At 43.8% G+C, this 17814-nt stretch carries 11 protein-coding genes and 1 pseudogene; 10 read left to right on the forward strand and 2 right to left on the reverse strand.

Annotation, left to right across the window (positions count from 1 at the left end; all coding sequences use genetic code 11):
* The first annotated feature begins 170 nt into the window (after positions 1-170).
* The 10 genes from B3850_RS07070 (at position 171) to B3850_RS07115 (ending at position 14393) form a co-directional block, all read left to right on the forward strand.
* Complete coding sequence (locus B3850_RS07070; protein WP_058579556.1) at positions 171-437, forward strand: DUF4212 domain-containing protein; 267 nt, start codon at positions 171-173, stop codon at positions 435-437.
* Between the two features lie 6 nt (positions 438-443).
* Positions 444-2159, forward strand: coding sequence for a sodium:solute symporter family protein (locus B3850_RS07075; protein ID WP_058579555.1), 1716 nt, complete (start codon positions 444-446; stop codon positions 2157-2159).
* A 72-nt stretch (positions 2160-2231) separates the two neighbouring features.
* Entirely contained in the window at positions 2232-4064 is a 1833-nt protein-coding gene (locus B3850_RS07080; protein ID WP_286873674.1) for a DUF294 nucleotidyltransferase-like domain-containing protein, read from the forward strand.
* On the forward strand, positions 4064-4705 hold the full coding sequence (locus B3850_RS07085) for a 3'-5' exonuclease (RefSeq protein WP_286873672.1): 642 nt from the start codon (positions 4064-4066) through the stop codon (positions 4703-4705). Before B3850_RS07080 ends, B3850_RS07085 begins: the two co-directional genes overlap by 1 nt.
* 209 nt (positions 4706-4914) lie before the next feature.
* Complete coding sequence (locus B3850_RS07090) at positions 4915-7725, forward strand: TonB-dependent receptor domain-containing protein (RefSeq protein WP_286911575.1); 2811 nt, start codon at positions 4915-4917, stop codon at positions 7723-7725.
* A 105-nt stretch (positions 7726-7830) separates the two neighbouring features.
* Positions 7831-8745 carry an SAM-dependent methyltransferase gene (locus tag B3850_RS07095; protein ID WP_286873668.1) on the forward strand — a complete coding sequence of 305 codons (915 nt, stop codon included), beginning with the start codon at positions 7831-7833 and terminating at the stop codon, positions 8743-8745.
* A 169-nt stretch (positions 8746-8914) separates the two neighbouring features.
* Positions 8915-11683: a TonB-dependent receptor plug domain-containing protein gene (locus B3850_RS07100; RefSeq protein WP_286911576.1), complete on the forward strand. Its 2769-nt coding sequence runs from the start codon at positions 8915-8917 to the stop codon at positions 11681-11683.
* A gap of 81 nt (positions 11684-11764) precedes the next feature.
* Positions 11765-12424, forward strand: a complete 660-nt coding sequence (locus tag B3850_RS07105) for a TIGR02466 family protein (RefSeq protein WP_286873662.1) — start codon at positions 11765-11767, stop codon at positions 12422-12424.
* A gap of 4 nt (positions 12425-12428) precedes the next feature.
* Positions 12429-13451, forward strand: coding sequence for a 2OG-Fe(II) oxygenase (locus tag B3850_RS07110; protein ID WP_286873660.1), 1023 nt, complete (start codon positions 12429-12431; stop codon positions 13449-13451).
* 18 nt (positions 13452-13469) lie between these two features.
* Positions 13470-14393, forward strand: a complete 924-nt coding sequence (locus tag B3850_RS07115; RefSeq protein ID WP_286873658.1) for an aspartyl/asparaginyl beta-hydroxylase domain-containing protein — start codon at positions 13470-13472, stop codon at positions 14391-14393.
* A 91-nt stretch (positions 14394-14484) separates the two neighbouring features.
* Here the strand turns inward: B3850_RS07115 and B3850_RS07120 are convergent.
* Positions 14485-15691 (reverse strand): annotated as a pseudogene (locus tag B3850_RS07120) (IS256 family transposase).
* A 150-nt stretch (positions 15692-15841) separates the two neighbouring features.
* Entirely contained in the window at positions 15842-17767 is a 1926-nt protein-coding gene (locus B3850_RS07125; RefSeq protein ID WP_286911577.1) for a S9 family peptidase, read from the reverse strand.
* Between the last annotated feature and the right edge of the window lie 47 nt (positions 17768-17814).

Genomic DNA, 17814 nt, shown 5'->3' on the forward strand with positions numbered 1-17814 from the left:
TAGGACACCGCCAGACTTCAAATAAATAACCCCGGTGCAAGTGCATCGGGGTTTTTTTGTATTTAAATTTCAAGCTACGACCAAAGTCCAATTCCCTCATTTAACAAACCCTCCTACATTTGTTAGCGACCCAATAACAATACTAATTTGAACAACTGGAGGGGACGTTTATGGCATTTGAAAGTGAAGATCATGCCAAAGCGTACTGGAAAGAAAACCTAGGCTTAATGTTAAAGCTATTAGTGGTCTGGTTTATCGTTTCTTACGGCTTTGGAATCATACTGGTGGATGTACTTAACGAGATAACCTTTTTCGGCTTTAAGCTTGGATTCTGGTTCGCTCAGCAAGGCTCCATTCTTACCTTCATCGTGCTTATCTTCATTTATGTAAGAGGCATGGCCAAACTCGATAACAAATACGCAGTTCACGAGGACTAGTGCGCTATGGATATTCAAACGCTAACATTTATTATTGTCGGCCTGACCTTCGCGTTATATATCGGTATCGCAATTTGGTCTCGTGCCGGATCGACAAACGACTTTTACGTTGCAAGCGGTGGTGTACACCCTGTTGCTAACGGCATGGCAACAGCCGCTGACTGGATGTCAGCAGCATCTTTCATATCAATGGCTGGTATTGTCGCCTTCGCAGGTTACGATGGCTCAGTCTATTTAATGGGTTGGACAGGCGGTTATGTACTGCTTGCAATGTGTCTTGCTCCATACCTACGTAAATTCGGTAAGTTCACTGTCCCGGATTTTATTGGTGATCGTTACTACTCACAAACTGCACGTACTATTGCGGTATTGTGCGCTATTCTTATCTGCTTCACTTATATCGCAGGTCAGATGCGTGGCGTTGGAGTCGTATTTTCACGCTTCCTGGAAGTTGATATCGCGACTGGCGTTATTATTGGTGCGATCATTGTGTTCTTTTACACCGTTTTAGGTGGAATGAAAGGTATTACCTATACACAGGTTGCTCAATACGTTGTATTGATGTTCGCTTATGTTGTACCGGCGGTATTTATTTCACTATTAATGACCGACCATTTCTTACCTCAAACAGGTTTCGGAGGAACAATAGCCGGAGGTGTTCCCGGAGAAGGGCAATATCTTCTGGAAAGGCTAGACGGTCTCTCCCAAGAGCTGGGTTTTGCTGCATATACAGAAGGTGTACGCAGTAAAATAGACGTATTCTTTATTACAGCAGCATTAATGGTTGGTACCGCAGGCTTGCCACACGTGATCGTTCGTTTCTTCACAGTACCAAAGGTACGCGATGCACGTCGTTCAGCATTTTGGGCTCTGACTTTCATCTCAATTGTTTACCTAACAGCTCCTGCTATCGCATCTTTTGCGAAAGTGAATATCTTCAACACAGTCAACGGACCTGACTTACAAGGTGTTGAGTATGAAAACGCACCAAGCTGGGTTAAGAATTGGGAAAAAACCGGTCTAATTACCTGGGAAGACAAAAATGAAGATGGCAAGATGTTCTACTCGGGCGATGAACGCAACGAGATGACTATCGACCGTGACATTATGGTTTTGGCTAACCCGGAAATTGCAGACTTACCGGCATGGGTTGTGGCGCTCGTAGCCGCTGGTGGTGTGGCTGCAGCTCTATCGACCTCCGCAGGCTTATTGTTGGTAATATCGACATCGGTTTCGCATGACTTATTGAAGCGAAATTTGATGCCAAACATTACCGATAAGAAAGAGCTCCTCTATGCGAGGGTTGCGGCTGCAACAGCTATTATTATCTCTGTTTACTTTGGTATTTACCCGCCCGGCTTCGTGGCGCAGGTGGTCGCCTTTGCGTTCGGCTTAGCCGCAGCAAGCTTCTTCCCTGCGATAATTCTGGGTATCTTCCATAAGCGCATGAACCGTCAAGGTGCTGTCGCAGGTATGGTTGTGGGTATTCTATTCACCTTCTGCTACATTGTATTCTTTAAGTTTGTATCGCCAGAACTGAACACGCCTGAATACTGGCTGTTTGGTATCTCGCCAGAAGGCATAGGTACTCTGGGTATGATTATCAACTTTGTAGTTGCAACAATCGTACACAAAGCAACAGGTGACGCTCCTGAAGACATTCAGGAATTGGTTGAGTCAATACGGTATCCGAAAGGATCCGGTGAAGCTCAGTCACACTAAGTGCTTTTAACTAAGATTAAGCCCAGCCTCAGTGCTGGGCTTTTTTAACTGTAAGTAAGGACGAAAACCATTATGGAAGCGTCTGAATTTTTAAAGCAATGCCCACCATTTGATGAGTTAAAAGGCGAGCACCTGAGTTGGGTTATTTCGCAGTTGCAGTCGGTTTATTTGAACGAAGAGAACTGCAATGACGTTATGACCTCAATGAGACCTGCATTATTTATAGTGCGGTCGGGAATTTTTGATCTGCGTGATGCCGACGGTGAACTTATCGAGCGTCTGGAAAGTGGGGACTTATTTGGTTACCCATCGTTGTTAACTGGTCGAGAAATTACTAACCGTCTAAAGACATTAAAAGACGGAATAGTTTACGTATTACCAGAGCACGCGTTCGATCGTCTTCGAAAAACCTCAAAATCATTTGAGCAGTATTTTATCAAAGCCCACGGGCAACGTTTATTAACTGAACGAAAAGCGAACACCACCACTGACTCAGACTGGAATCAGCAAACGGTGCGTTCTATTGTTTCCAAAGCGCCGATTAGCTTAAATAGTGAAACTCCCGTTCAGGATGCCGCTAAACTCATGTCGCAAAGCGGAATTTCGTCCGTCCTAGTTGTAGACGATAATCAATTGGTTGGAATTTTAACCGACAGGGATTTACGAAACCGTGTTATTGCAGAGGGGCTGCCTTTAGACATAAGAGTTTCAGCGGTGATGACTCAATTGCCTGAGTCTGTAAACGAAAACCGCTCCTTAATGGATGCACTGACGGTTATGACGTCGAGTAATATCCACCATCTACCGGTGGTAAATGACAATAATCAGCCAGTTGGAATGATAACCGCAACTGACTTAATACGTCAGCAGCGTAGTGATCCTGTGTTCCTTATAAGCGCTATTCGCAAGGCGACGAGCAAAAAGCAGTTAATAGAGGAAGCTGCGAAGTTACCCGATTACCTGCAAACTTTTGCCAGCCGAGTAAAACAAACCTCGGTATTAGGTCGGCTGATGGCTTCAGTGACAGACGGCATGACGCGTCAATTAATTAAGCTTTATGAGCAAGATCACGGCGCCGCACCTGCGGCATACAGCTGGCTGGCATTCGGATCTCAGGGAAGGGAAGACCAAACTTTAAGTTCCGATCAGGACAACGGGCTACTGCTGAGTAACGGTCTCTCAAAATCGCAAAAAGAGTGGTTTGCCGGTCTGGGCGAATATGTGTGTGAAGGCTTGTGTGAGTGCGGTATTCCTTTATGTCCAGGCAATATTATGGCATCGAACCCCGAGTGCCGAGGTACTATCGATGAGTGGAAGGAAAAGTTTAACGGCTGGATAACGAGCCCAACTCCCAAAGCGCTCATGTACTGTCAGATATTCTTCGATAGCCGACCCGTTATGGGTGAAGGTCGCTTTTATCAAACTTACAGAGAAGAAATAGCTAAGTTAGCGAATAATGATATGTTCTTAGGAAACCTGGCTATTTTAGTGAATAAGATACAAGTGCCCTTAGGTCTGTTTAACCGACTACGGACCTCAGATGCGGATGGTGAAGACACCATTGATATAAAACGCTATGGAATCGCGTTAATTAACGATATTGCGAGAATTTATTCATTAAAAGAAGGACTGATAGTTCCAGGTACTGTAGCGCGTTTAAAAGCCTTGCAAAAAAGTCGTCTGCTAAATTCAAAAGACAATCAGTCATTGCTCGAAGCATGGGAGTTTTTGACCCAGCTACGACTCAATCATCAACTGAAAGTGTGGGGAACCGACAAGCCTAAAAACGCGATTGATCCTGATGAGCTGAGCACGCTTTCAAGACGACAACTGAAAAGCGCTTTTCGTATTATAAAAGAAGCACAGCAAGGCGTTGGATTAAAGTTCAGTAGGCAGGGCTATTAATGGCCAGTTGGTTACAACAACTCGTGAATTGGTATGACCGTCGGCAACAATTGAAGCAGCCTTGGCAGCAGCTTACGTATGTTGCTTTGGACATTGAAAGTACTGGCTTGAGTCCGACTAAGCATGACATATTGTCAATTGCATGGGTGAGCATTCAGCCACCGGCAATACAACTTGGTAATGCTCAGTATCATGTATTTGCTCATGGTCAAGAAATTGACTTAGGGCAGAGCCCAACCATTCATGGCCTGACAAAAGACGACTTTATTCACAGTTCAGACCCGAAACAGACCTTTGCAATGTTGAGCCGTGCGCTAAACGATGCAGTGATGGTGTGTCACCACAAGGGCATGGACTGGGGGTTCTTAAAGCAAGTTGAAAAAGTGTACGGAATTCCTATGAAGCCGCTCACTGTATTTGACACTTTGGCATTCGAGAAAAAACAGTTAGAAAAAACGGAAGGGGCTGTGCGAAAAGATTCACTTACCTTGTCAGCCTGCCGTAAGCGATACGGGTTACCTGATTATCATTCACATCATGCACTCACCGATGCAATTGCATGTGGGGAGTTGTTTTTGGCGCAGGGATATTCTGTTAATGAAACTGAATTAACTGCAAAACATCTGTTACTTAAAAAGTAACTAATGTTGAATCCATTAATATATCTGAGTGCTTAATAAGCATTCTGGTTGTTTAATAATCGAACAAACTCGCGCTCTCTATAAAACCCTTCCCAACCCCTTGAAAAGATTTCCAGCGAGAGTTAAAAGGTTAACCCCCTGTTAAGGGATCAGGTTGCTTTTCGCCAATCAAGCAACGTTAAAAAATAAATGTTCCAGGGAGTAATCTCATGAATAACAAACTGTTTCGTCGCAGCATGACTGCGCTTGCAGTTGCGTCTACGTTATCGTTTCCTGCGGTAGCTCAAGACAATGCAGCTGATAATAATATTGAAAAAATTGAAGTGACAGGTTCTCGTCTAAGCCGCACTAACATGGAAACGCCAGTTCCAGTTACGGTTATTGGTCGCGATGATATTGTTCAAACGGGCGCAATCAACGTTGCACAGGTTTTGAATATGTCGCCAGTAGCAATCGCTGGCTCAGATCAGTCTAACTCCGCATTTAGTACAACAACCGTTGGCTTGAACACAACTGAACTGCGTAACATGGGTGCGGCGCGCACTCTAGTTCTTGTGAATGGCCAACGTTTTGTCTCGGGTGTTGATCCTTCAACTGGTTATGCAGTTGATTTAAACGCGATTCCAACAGCGATGATAGAGCGTATTGAAATCCTGAAAAGTGCGTCTTCGGCAGTTTATGGTTCTGATGCCGTTGCTGGTGTTGTGAACATTATTACCCGTAAAGATTTCGAAGGTGTTGAGGTTAACGCTCAAGCCGGTATTTCAGGTGAGCATGATCGCCAAACTCAGAACATCAACTTCACAACGGGTAAGGATTGGAACGGTGGTAACGCTTGGTTCTCATTCGGTATTGACAACGACGAAGGCTTGAAGTCTACGGATCGTGAATTCTCAGCGGTAGACCGTGCAATCCTCTTGGATGAAAACGGAAGTGAATATGTTGGCGAAGTGCTTTCTTCATATCCTCCTCAAGGCCGCATCACAACAGCAAATAATAGTTACAACGGTGACGGAACTGAGTATTCAGGCGGTTTTAATCGCGCAAGCGCTCGACAGCTAGTAACTCCACTAGAACGCCGTTATGTTGCTGCTGAAATTCGTCAGAGTCTGGCAAGTGACTTTAGTGTGTTCGGCTCTGTGCATTGGAACTCTGCAGAAACTCAAGGTTCTACAATTGAGCCAACACCATTTAATATTGGCGAAGACCTTTGGATGAACCATCGTGTCGAACAGCCTATTGATGGAATGAGCGTATACTCTCCGCTAGTACCTGAGTTATTGCGTCAGAACTTATTAGCTGAAGGTATTGATAACCTAAATGAAACTACGTTTGTGCGCCGTATGAGCGAGTTCGGAACGCGTTCTACAGACGTTACGCGCGACACACTACGTATTGCTTCTGGCTTCACTTACGACATTAACTACAACTGGACTTGGGACACATACATGACCTGGGGTCGTACTAACCAAGAGCAGTTAAATGGTGGTCAAATCAATACTGACCGCGCACGTTTGGCTCTGGATGTAGTGGAAGACGCAAATGGGAACTTAGTTTGTGCCGATCCTATTGCTCGTATGCAAGGCTGTGCGCCTCTGAACTTGTTTGGAGAAAACAGTGTTTCAGCAGCTGCAGTTGATTATATTTCAACTCCAGCAAAAGCAACAGGTACCGCAGAGCAATTCGTTGTGCAGAGTGTTGTTTCAGGTGATCTGCCAATTGAATTAGCTGGCGGCTTTGTAGGTTTAGCGGGTGGTCTTGAGTACCGTGAAGAAAAAGGTACTTATAGTCCAGGCGATTTAGCTCAAACTGGCGCTTCTAGCACAAACCGCTCTGAGCCAACTGATGGCCGTTTCGATACTAAAGATATTTTCTTTGAAACACGTCTTCCAGTATTAATGGATCTGTCTGTAGATTTGGCTGCGCGCTACTCTGATCACTCAGCTTCTGGTTCTGCGACGACCTGGAACCTTGGTACTGAATATGAGCCAATCGATGGCGTTAAATTACGTGCATCAGCGGCAACTGCTATCCGTACGCCTAACATTTCGGATTTATACTCTGGAGCCGGCGAAACATTTGCGGGTGTTACAGACCCGTGTGTTGACGTAACTGCAACGACAACGGGCAATATCGCAGAAAACTGTCGCTCAATTGCTTCAGTAAATAATCGTATTCAGGCAGATGGCTCGTTTACGCTTACGCAAGCTGAAGCGCAAGGTACCGGTGGTATGATCGGCGGCAACCCGAATGTACAGGAAGAGACAGCAGATACTTACAGCGTAGGTGCTATCTGGCAGATTACTGACGACCTTTCAGCAACTGTTGACTACTATGACATAAAAGTAGAAGACGCGATTGCAATTACCGGTCGCTCAACTGTCCTTCAGCGTTGCTACTCAGTTAGTCCTGAAAACTTTGATGCTAGCTGTAACGATCAAGTCTTCCGTAGCTCTGATGGTGTGCTTGTAGACGTAGATAGCAGCTCATCAAATGAAAACATCATTAGCACTTCAGGTGTTGACCTTGAGTTGAACTATCGCACTCAAGTTGCGGATGGTCAGTTTGCTGCGGATTTAATCTGGAACTACATTGACGAGTATTCAATTGAGTCAATTTACGACGGAAGCGTTGAAACTTATGAAGGTTCAATTACAACGCCAAATCATCGTGCAAACTTAAACTTGAGCTATGCTCTCAATGATCTGACATTCTCTTGGAGAATGCGTTATTGGGACAGCGCTAAAGACTCAACAAATGGCTACAACTATAACTTTACGAACTTTGCACCATTAGAAGAGTTCAACAACGTAGGCTCAGTGACTTACCACGATATTTCTGCTGGTTATGTCATGAACGATAACTACGAGTTCACTTTTGGCGTTCGTAATGCGTTTGACAAGAAGCCTCCAATGTTGCCTCAGGGGACAGTAAGTGGTGGGACAGGTATCAATACTGCTTCTGAAGCATACGATGTTACAGGTCGTTATTACTTTGCTGGTGTAACAATGCGCTTCTAAAAAGCACTTTTTTAAAAGTGATCTGTATATTAGCCCGGCTCTTTGAGTCGGGCTTTTTTGTGGTAGCATGAAAATACTGTCGTAGTAGTACTGGAGTGAACAATAATGAAAACAACAAAAAATCCATGGACTGAGTATTGGCAGCGCGGTGCGAAAGCAAGTTTCCTGGATGAAAAGTCACGCTTGCAAGCCTACCAAATGCGTAAATTTTGGTTTGAACGTTTCGACGAAGCTGAGATAAAACAACCGATAGTTGATATTGGCACTGGTAATGGCATTGTTGTGCAATGGTTGGCGGAGTTTTCAGAAGAAAAGAGTAAAAAGTTAGATGTTCGAGGCATCGACTCTGCTGATATTAACCCGCCAAATAAAGAACTTAAGCTCTCTGGTAATACGCCCTATGAAACTTTCAAGCTGCCCTCCAATAAAAAAGTGGGTATGTTCGTGTCACATTATGGTCTTGAATACGGTGACATGGCTGAGGGGTTGAAGAATTTGCATACTCAGCTAAAAAGAGGTGGAGTATTAATAGCACTGGTGCATTCTGAATCGTCAGTAATTTATAAGAAAAGCCAAGCTATTTATGACTTAATCCCTTCGGCAGTAAAGCACTTGAAGAAGTCCGTAGCGCCACTGCAAGATGCGTTACTGAAACACGGACCCAACAATTTGCCACGTTCAGCGTTGCAGGCACAACAGGCACTTAATCAATTTGCGCGAAAACATGAGCGTAACCCAGCTTTTCATGCAATGAGCTTTGTACCGGCAACAAAGCATGTGTTGCAAGCCGCTGCAAAAGGTAATGAAGTTGAATCACGTCAAGTGTATGCAGGTTACTTAAACTCGATAAACGCACATAAGGCGAGAACTCAGACTTTATTGAAAGCCGTGGAACAGCTCAGTGGCATCGAAGAGACAAAAAAAGAGTTTGAAAACGCAGGCTTTAAAAATGTTGTAATTCAGGAGGTTGAATTTCCCGAAAGCGGCGTTTTTGGTCATTGTATTGTGGCGGCAAAATAATTGTACAACTCTTCCTTGCAAAGCCGCAGTATGCGGCTTTTTAACAGCTTCAAAACACTATCAACAAAATTAACACGAAAAGTTTACAACTCTTTAACTTCCTGTTAGATTCTAAACAGCTTCTATAAAAGAAGCGAGATAATAAAAACGTTCCAGGGAGTTTTTACTCATGAAAAATATGACATTTCGTAAAAGCTTAACGGCAGCAGCAGTAGCTGCGTCTTTAGGTTTTCCTGCATTAGCAGTTGCGCAAGACGCGCAAGATGAAACGGGTGCAGAAGAACAAGTTGAGCGCATTCAAGTTACAGGTTCTCGTATCCGTCGTACGGATATGGAAGGTGCGAACCCTGTTCAAGTATTAAGCCGTGAAGACTTAGAAAAAGTAGGTATTGCTTCTGTTGGTGACATTCTTCAGAACATCCCTTCTGCTGGTTCTGCAATCAACACAACTGTTAATAATGGTGGTGATGGTTCAGTTCAGTTGGATATTCGTAACTTAGGTGCTAACCGGACGCTAGTATTGGTTAACGGACGTCGTTGGGCTCCTACGCTTGGCGGTGCTGTTGATCTAAATAACATTCCGACAACTATTATTGAACGTATTGAAGTTCTAAAAGATGGGGCCTCAGCTGTATATGGTTCTGATGCGATTTCAGCCGTTGTTAACATCATTACGCGCAAAGACTTTAACGGAATTGAGTTCAATTCTTACTACGGTCAGTATGATGAAGGTGATGGTCAAACAGAACAGCACGACTTAAGCATCGGTACTGCCGACAGCCGCGGTAGCGTATTCATTAACGCTTCTTATACTAAACAAGAACCAGTATGGGCTGGCGATAGAGAAATCTCTGCAGTTCCAACCTTTGGTGCTCCAGAGGGCTATGGTGGTTCGTCAGGTACGCCATTTGGTCGCTTGTACTATTTTGATGAAGACGGTAATGCTTTAAACCACAAAATAGTAACTGGTGATCGTGGTAATACCCAGCCTTGGGAAGGAAGTGATGCGTTTAACTTCGCGCCGATGAACTACTTGTTAACGCCTCAGGAACGCACCAATTTCTACGGCCAAGGTACGTATAATATTGATAATAATCTTCGTGTACGTGCAGAAACTTTCTTTGGTAACAGACAATCTTCACAGTTGCTAGCTCCTACTCCTCTATTCTTAGGTCCAGGTGGCGGCGATTCAGAGACTGTTATTGAAGCAGGTAACCCATTTAACCCATTTGACTATGATCTGAGTGCTCAAAGTGAATTCGGTGACCCTGGCCATCTATTCTTACTTGGTCGCCGCATGGTTGAGGCTGGTCCTCGTATCTTTAATCAAGATGTTGATCACTATCAATTCTCAACCGGCATCGAAGGCGACTTCGAAGCTATGGGACGCTATTTCGATTGGGATGTGAACTATATTTACTCACGTATCCAGCAAAACACTTTGGGTACTGGTGAGTTGAATATGCAACGTGTTCGCAATGCGTTATCAGCGGATTGTGGTGGCGATGAAGAATGTGCTTATCTTGACCTGTTCGGCGGTGAAGGTGCAATCACTCAAGAAATGGTCGACTACATTGAATTCACGGCTCAAGACACGTTGGAAACAGAGTTAAAAGGTTATACAGCTAACTTGTCAGGTGACTTGGCATATCTTCCTGCTGGTACTTTAGGCTTTGCGGTGGGAGCTGAAAAGCGCTGGGTTTCAGGTTTTGACCAACCAGATGCATTAAAAGCTGCAGGAATTACTTCTGGTAACGCTCGTCAACCTACCGATGGTGCGTATGATGTTGATGAATACTACGCAGAATTTGTAGTGCCGCTTTTAGCTGATGCGCCGCTAGCTGAAGAGCTAACTTTAGAAGTGGCTAGTCGTTATTCTGAGTACAGCAACTTTGGTGATACCACTAATAGTAAAGTAGGTTTTACGTGGAAGCCATTCAGTGACTTAATGGTACGTGGTACTTATTCGGAGGCATTCAGAGCTCCATCTGTTTTGGAACTATTCCGTGGACAGTCTGATAGCTTTAACACCTTGACCGATCCATGTAATGGTGGTGCGGCAGCAAACCCAGATAAGCCAGGCTGTGCTGGAATCCCAGCAAGTTATGAGCAAGCAAACCCGCAAATCCGTACTACTATCGGTGGTAACCCTGACTTATTACCAGAAGAAGCAGAGTCACAAACCTTAGGTTTCGTATATAACCCAAGTGCAATTGATAACCTGTCAATGACTCTTGATGTTTACGATATTGAGATTGACAACACCGTTACTACGGTTGGTGCACAAACTATTCTTGATGCGTGTGCAGAGAATAATACACTGTGTAACTTAATCGACCGTGGCAGCAGTGGTGCAGTATCTGATTTACGTAACTTCAATATCAATGCTAACAGCCGCACAGCGAAAGGTTTTGACTGGTCAGTACAATACCAGTTTGATACGGACTATGGTACTTTCGCTATCCAGCACGATGGCTCTTATGTGGACGAGAACCAAGCTATCATTGAAGATCAGGTTTCTGGTGATTTAGAAACAATTAACTACGCAGGTCAAGCGTATGATGGCTTTGTTGTACCTCGTGTGCGCTCTAACACTCAGTTGACTTGGTCACAAGGTGACTTAAGCATTAACTGGATTGGTCGTTACATCCACAGCACAACTGAAAGTTGTGACTTTGGCGACGAAGCGTTGAATTCAGACCTTTGTTTTGACCAGTTAGAAGACGGTAGCTGGACTAAGGACCTTGGTAGCACTATGTACCATGACGTTCAGGCAGTCTACAGCGTAACAGATAACCTACGTGTAACATTTGGTGTTAATAACGTGTTTGACAAAGAGCCAGCTGTTTCTTACAGCGCTTTTGCGAACAGTTTCGACCCTTCAATGTATGAAGTACCGGGTATGTTCCCTTACGCGAGATTGTCAGTTAACTTCTAAAGTTAGCTTGGCGTTAATGAACTTAAAAGCCAGCCTCGTGCTGGCTTTTTTTATCGACAAATGAAAGTTGAGGTTAGGATTATGAGTAGTATGATGATTCAAAACTTATTTCCATCTCCTATAGCGGTTATCGATAATGAGCAATCATCAAGTATCAATGCTTCACTAAAGAAGCTTTTTTTAGAAAGAGAAAAGAATAAAGAGCAATATAAGAATGCTAATCCGCCTCCGACCGTTAGGAAAAATATTTTTGATAGTGAGATGAACTTATTTGATGATCCTCAGCCAGATATTCAAAAGCTGCATCATTACATTATGAATAACTTGTATCAGTTTATAGGTGAGTTAAATGGTTATTCGCCTTCACAGTTACAAAAACTAAGAGTCAGAACCAACGCATGGTTTCATATAACCAGAGATGGTGGTTATATCTCTACACATAATCATCCGGTATCTGCTTGGAGCGGGGTGTATTATGTGGATGCTGGGCGTGAAATTGAGAGTGATAAAAGTGATAACGGGGTTTTGAGGTTCATTGATACGAGAAATGCAAATGCTTACCTTGATCCAGCAAATATGAATTTAAAATCGCCATTCGGCTTCGGTTCGGTAAACTTTCACCCGAAACCGGGGCGGCTTGTCTTATTTCCCTCATACCTGCAGCATGAAGCAACACCTTATGAAGGCGCGGGTACACGTATATGTGTTGCATTTAATAGTGTTTTTCGGTTTATTGAGTAAAAGAATGGATTACATTAGTTCAGCGCTTTACTACAGAAAGTTAGGTTGGAAAAAGAAGTTTGATGACCATAGAAAAAAAGCAGTTTCTATTGAACCGGCTCTTGAGAGTGTGTTTGAAGTACTTTCTGAGTACGATGCAAAAAAATGCAAACCAGAAAAGCTTATAGGGAGCTTACTTAATACCAATAACCTAACTTTAAATAAATTAGGGCTTTGGTATGTATGCGTGAACAACCTCCCAATATATGAGCCATTGGCAAAATGTGCGGCACTTGGAGACGATGAAGCATACCTATTTTACTTGCACCTTCGTTTTATAAATGGTGACTCTAGCGCTTTAGATGACTTCCAGAGTTGGCGAAAAAATAATAAAAAGGGAATAGTGAGCGACCTAGTAATAACTACAAATGCTAGTAAGCTAATTGATGAGAGTATTGATTTAAAGATACTTGAAAGTCAATTGTCCCCTATACTAATAATGTATATATTGGAGCTCACTCGAGGTCAGTTTCGACCTGCAGCTGTTGTAGAACCCAGAACTGGAAAATTTATTAGGGATGAAATCAGGAAAGCTGACGTAGTACAAATTTCACCAAGTGATTTGACCTTGATCTTTTTGCTTTTGCAAAGGCAAATTGGGGACCTCGTTGGTAAGCCCTTTAGCTGTTTAGAAATGCTCAACGTTATTCGTTATGACATCGGTCAAGAATATCGCCCCCATTTTGATGCTTATACAAAAGCTCAGCTTGAGATGCATAGTGATGAGGGACAGCGTGATATTACTGCGTTGGGAGTTGTGAAGTCTCCTGGGAAAGGAGGAAGTACTCATTTCCCTAAAATAGATTACTCTTTCCTTCCCGCCGTCGGGAATATATGCTGTTTTCGGAACTGTGATGAAAATGAAAAAATACTGAAGAAATCCCTTCACGCAGGAGACGCTGTAATTGAAGGTGAAAAAATTATTTTGAGTCAGTGGTTTCGCACTAAAACTACTCGCTATAGCAGAGAAGTCTTTTCCTTATTATAAAAATAGCTAATTAAAAATATGTCATTAAAAGAAAATATAAATAAAAATTTGGAAACCATAGCTGAAAGTAAATCGGCGGAACAGGTTGAGCAAGCAATAGACTCACTCGATAAGCTAAAGCTTAGTCAACAGTTGAATAAGAGTTCGTTAGAACGATTCAAAGGAGCTTTAGGTAACTGTTTACTGATGTTTCTCGACGAACCGAACGCTCATCCTCGATACAGAAACTGGTTAGCGACTTACTTTGGTCAGGTCGAAGCGAGGTTTGCAGATAGCAGGCAACAAGCCAAATATATGTACTATCCAGAGCTTGAACCGAAGCCTTGGTTTGATGAGAGTGATTTCAAAAGTTTAGAGAAAAACAAAACTCAACGAGAAAAAACCATACGTGAACTAACAGAACTTATTAACGAGGGGGCAGGTTTTGAAGCTTACGTAAAAGGTGAGATGAAGGATGATGCTTGGAGCACGTTAGTTAATAGTGATGATTGGGGAGCTTTGCCGCTAGTTAATGGGCAAGGAAAATCTAAGGTTTTAGGTAGACTTCCTGAGACAGACAGTCTAATTAAAAGCCTTCCTTTGGCAGAGTTAAGTCCAATGGCGCCAGAAGTATTTCTGTCACGTTTAAAGCCGGGAGTTTGCTTACCTCCTCATTATGGACTTTCGAATTTGAAAGTTACAGCTCATCTTCCTGTGATATTGCCTGAATCAGAAAAACTATCCATTACTGTTGGGGATGAAACTCGAACTTGGCGCGCAAATGAGTGGTTAATTTTCGATGATTCCTTTTTACATTCGGCGAGAAATGATAGTGAAGAGGAGCGAATAGTCTTAATTTGTGACTTTTGGAATCCTATTCTAACTGAAGAAGAGCAGAGCCGATTAACGCTTGCAATAAAGGTTATTGAGAAAGCAAATAGCCTTTTTAGAGGCTGGGCTTAGAGAGACAAATTATTAATTTCGAAAAAGGTCAAAGGCCCAAGCCATAAATCTGAGACTGTAAAATATTTTGTGTAAATGGCTGTTTGCACTATTAAATCCGATCCTGGTACATGATTTCGAATTGTGCCATGGCCGGTTTCCAGTTGCGTATGGGCATCGTCCACTTTTTCGATGCCTGGTGCAAGGCTAAGTACAGCACCTTCATGACCGCTTCATCGTTCGGGAACGACCGGCGGGTCTTGGTGATTTTACGCAGTGAGGCGTTCAACGACTCAATGGCATTGGTGGTGTAGATAGCTTTGCGTATCTCGACCGGGTATTCGAAGAACACGCTTAAACGCTCCCAGTTTGCCCGCCATGAGCGGCTGATGGTGGGATGCTCGGCGTCCCACTTCGCAGCGAAGTCTTCCAGCGCTTGCTCGGCTTCAGCGCGAGTGGCCGCACCGTAAATCAGCTTTAAGTCGGCCGCGATGGTCTTGCGCTGCTTCCAGTTCACGTAACGCAGCGAGTGGCGAATTTGATGCACAATGCACAACTGCACCTGAGTCTTTGGGTAAACCGCCTCAATGGCTTCCGGGAAGCCTTTGAGACCATCGCAGCAGGCGATGAAGATGTCCTCAACACCACGGTTCTTAAGCTCGTTCATCACCGACAGCCAGAATTTAGCGCCTTCCGTTTGAGCCATCCACAGACCTAGAAGCTCTTTCTCGCCGTCAGTGTTAATGCCCAGCGCCAAATACACCGATTTGTTCTGCACGACGCCAGAGTCACGGCTACGAACCACCAGGCAATCGAGGTAAACAACCGGGTATAGCTTTGCCAGCGGCCGATGCTGCCACGCTTTGACCTCGTTCATCACGGCGTTGGTCACCTGCGAGATGAAGGTGGGTGACACCCCAACACCGTAGGCCTCCTCAAGGTATGCCTGAATGTCACGAGTGGTCATGCCGCGCTGCATACAGCGCGACAATGCGCTCATCAAAGCCGTTTAGCTGACGTTCGCCTTTGCGCACTAATTTCGGGTCAAAGCTGCCGTTGCGATCGCGGGGAATATCGAGCTCAACATCACCGTTGGTGCTGCGAACGTTTTTCTTCGTTTTGCCGTTGCGGGAGTTACCGCTGTTGTTGCCGGCAACCTCGTTAGGGCCATAGCCTAAGTGGGCTTCCATTTCGGCTTCTAACGCCCGCTCAGCCACTTTCTTGGTTAGCTGTTTGAGCAGGCCTGCTTCGCCTAAAATGTCTTCTGGAGAATCACAGCCATCAAGCAGCTGATCGATGAGTTTGTCTGATATTGGCATTCTGATATCCTTCTAAGGAGTTGATAAGAATGCCATTTACACAGATATTTTTACAGTCTCCGCTTGTCCGAGTGATGCCGGAATCGCTTTCCGGATAGACCGAAATACGCAAAGGCCCAAGCCACATACCTTGGCTTGGGCTCCGCTATTTCACTTAAGATTTTTATCAAAAAACTCAATCATAGCTTCCATTAAATCCAGACGGTTTTCTGGGGCTGCGAAACCGTGTCCTTCCGTCTCTTTCCACATCCACTTAAGTGGTTTGTTATGTTTTTTAAACTGCTCGCGAATATTAAGTGCATTATCGTAGTGAGCTTGCTCATCGCGTCCACCGTGAACAATAAATACGTCGGCTTTTATCTTATCCACGTGGTAGTGAGGTGATATCGCTTTCAATTTTTCCTCGCTTTCGCCTAAAGCTTCGTTTAGGTAATCGAGCCCCCAATCAAGTCTTTCCGCAACATTGCCGGTGTCTTTCATAAGTAGCAGGTCGTAAACTCCAACATAGCCGACAGCGCATTGGTAAAGGTCAGGCTCTTTTACTACCCCCATAAGTGACGCGTAACCGCCGTAACTACCACCGAATATGCAAATTCGATCAGCGTCCGCAATGCCATGTTCAATGGCCCATTTTGTTCCATCTGTTAGGTCATTCTGCATTTCCTGACCCCATTTACCGAATCCCATTTGCTCAAATTCTTTGCCGTAGCCCCCAGAACCTCTGTAGTTAATTTGAAGTAAGGCATAGCCTCGGCTTGCTATTGCCTGTGCGTATGGGTCAAACGTCCAGTAATCTCTCGGGCCGTGCGGTCCTCCGTGCACGTAAACAACCAATGGTAAGTCTTTGGCTTCTTTACCCGGGGGGATAGTAAGGTACCCATGGATTTTAAGACCATCCCGAGCTTCGAACTCAATTGGTTTAACGTTGGCCATTTTACTGGGATCAATTTCAGGGCGGACTTTAGCCAAAAACTTTAATTCATTTGTCTTTCTGTTGAACTCGTAGAATGTACCAGGGTTTTTGTCTGATGAAGCTTTAATTACTACTATATCAGCATCTTTAGTTTGACTAGTTACAGATGGATATTCACCGTTAAAAGCGCTTGAGAGTCGTTGGAATTCTATAGCCGCTTTTCCGTCTGCATCGATATACTCTCTACGGCGCTTGCCATCATCATAGGTGACAGCTACGAGACGCTTTGCACTCCAGCCTGGCATTTTTTCGTAAACTGGTGAAATATCGACAGTTGGATTTTCATAAACTAAAGTTTTTTTCTTTGTCGTTAAATCATATTCATACAAAGACAGTGTCGATGTTTCCTCATCTGATAATAAGTAAAGGGTTTTATTATCCTCTGCAATGCTTATTGGTCTAATACTTCCTTTGTAAGACTTCCCTTTGAAAGGCGGAAAGCTATCTATCATTGTCCAGTCATCATCTTCTTTAAGCCAAACACGAGTTTCACCGGTATCTTCGTCTTGCTCTAAAGCAACTCTTGGCTCATCGTCGTTATCCAGAATAATATTCGAATATTTAAAAGGGCTTTGGGCAATAGTTTGCATACGGCCAGTGTAAACATTCAGTTTATATATGTTCTGAAACTGCTTCTTCTCATGATTAGAACGAATTAATATATGCTCTTTGTCTTCCCGAAGCATGCTTGCAATGGATAGGTTTGCATATTCTTTGAAGATCATCTCTACTTTGCCACCGATATCTGCAGCGTAAAGTCTAGGGTCTAGAAAGGACTGCGCATATTGCCCGGACTTCTGAGTCGTACGCATAAGCAAACGGTCATTATTAGCCCACCAAAACTGAGCTATCTTATCTTCCTCTCCGAAGTAGTATTGATGAACTAACTCAAAGGTATCTGACTTTAAAACAGCCAAACGGACTTGGTCTTCAACCGGGAACGTGGCTGCATAAAAGTCTCCATTAGGTGAAATTTTCATTTGACTGAAACTGGGGTTAGCTGCGAATGCAGACAAAGGGACCTGACTTTGGTCTGCAAAAGTGAGCGGACTCAATAAGGATAACGCGACAAACGCTATACAAATTTTCATTGGCTTTATCATTATTAACCTACTTTATTATTATGTTAAGAGTAAAATTATTTAATTGT

This window comes from Idiomarina sp. UBA4520 (assembly GCF_002388365.1).
Lineage (GTDB): Bacteria > Pseudomonadota > Gammaproteobacteria > Enterobacterales > Alteromonadaceae > Idiomarina > Idiomarina zobellii.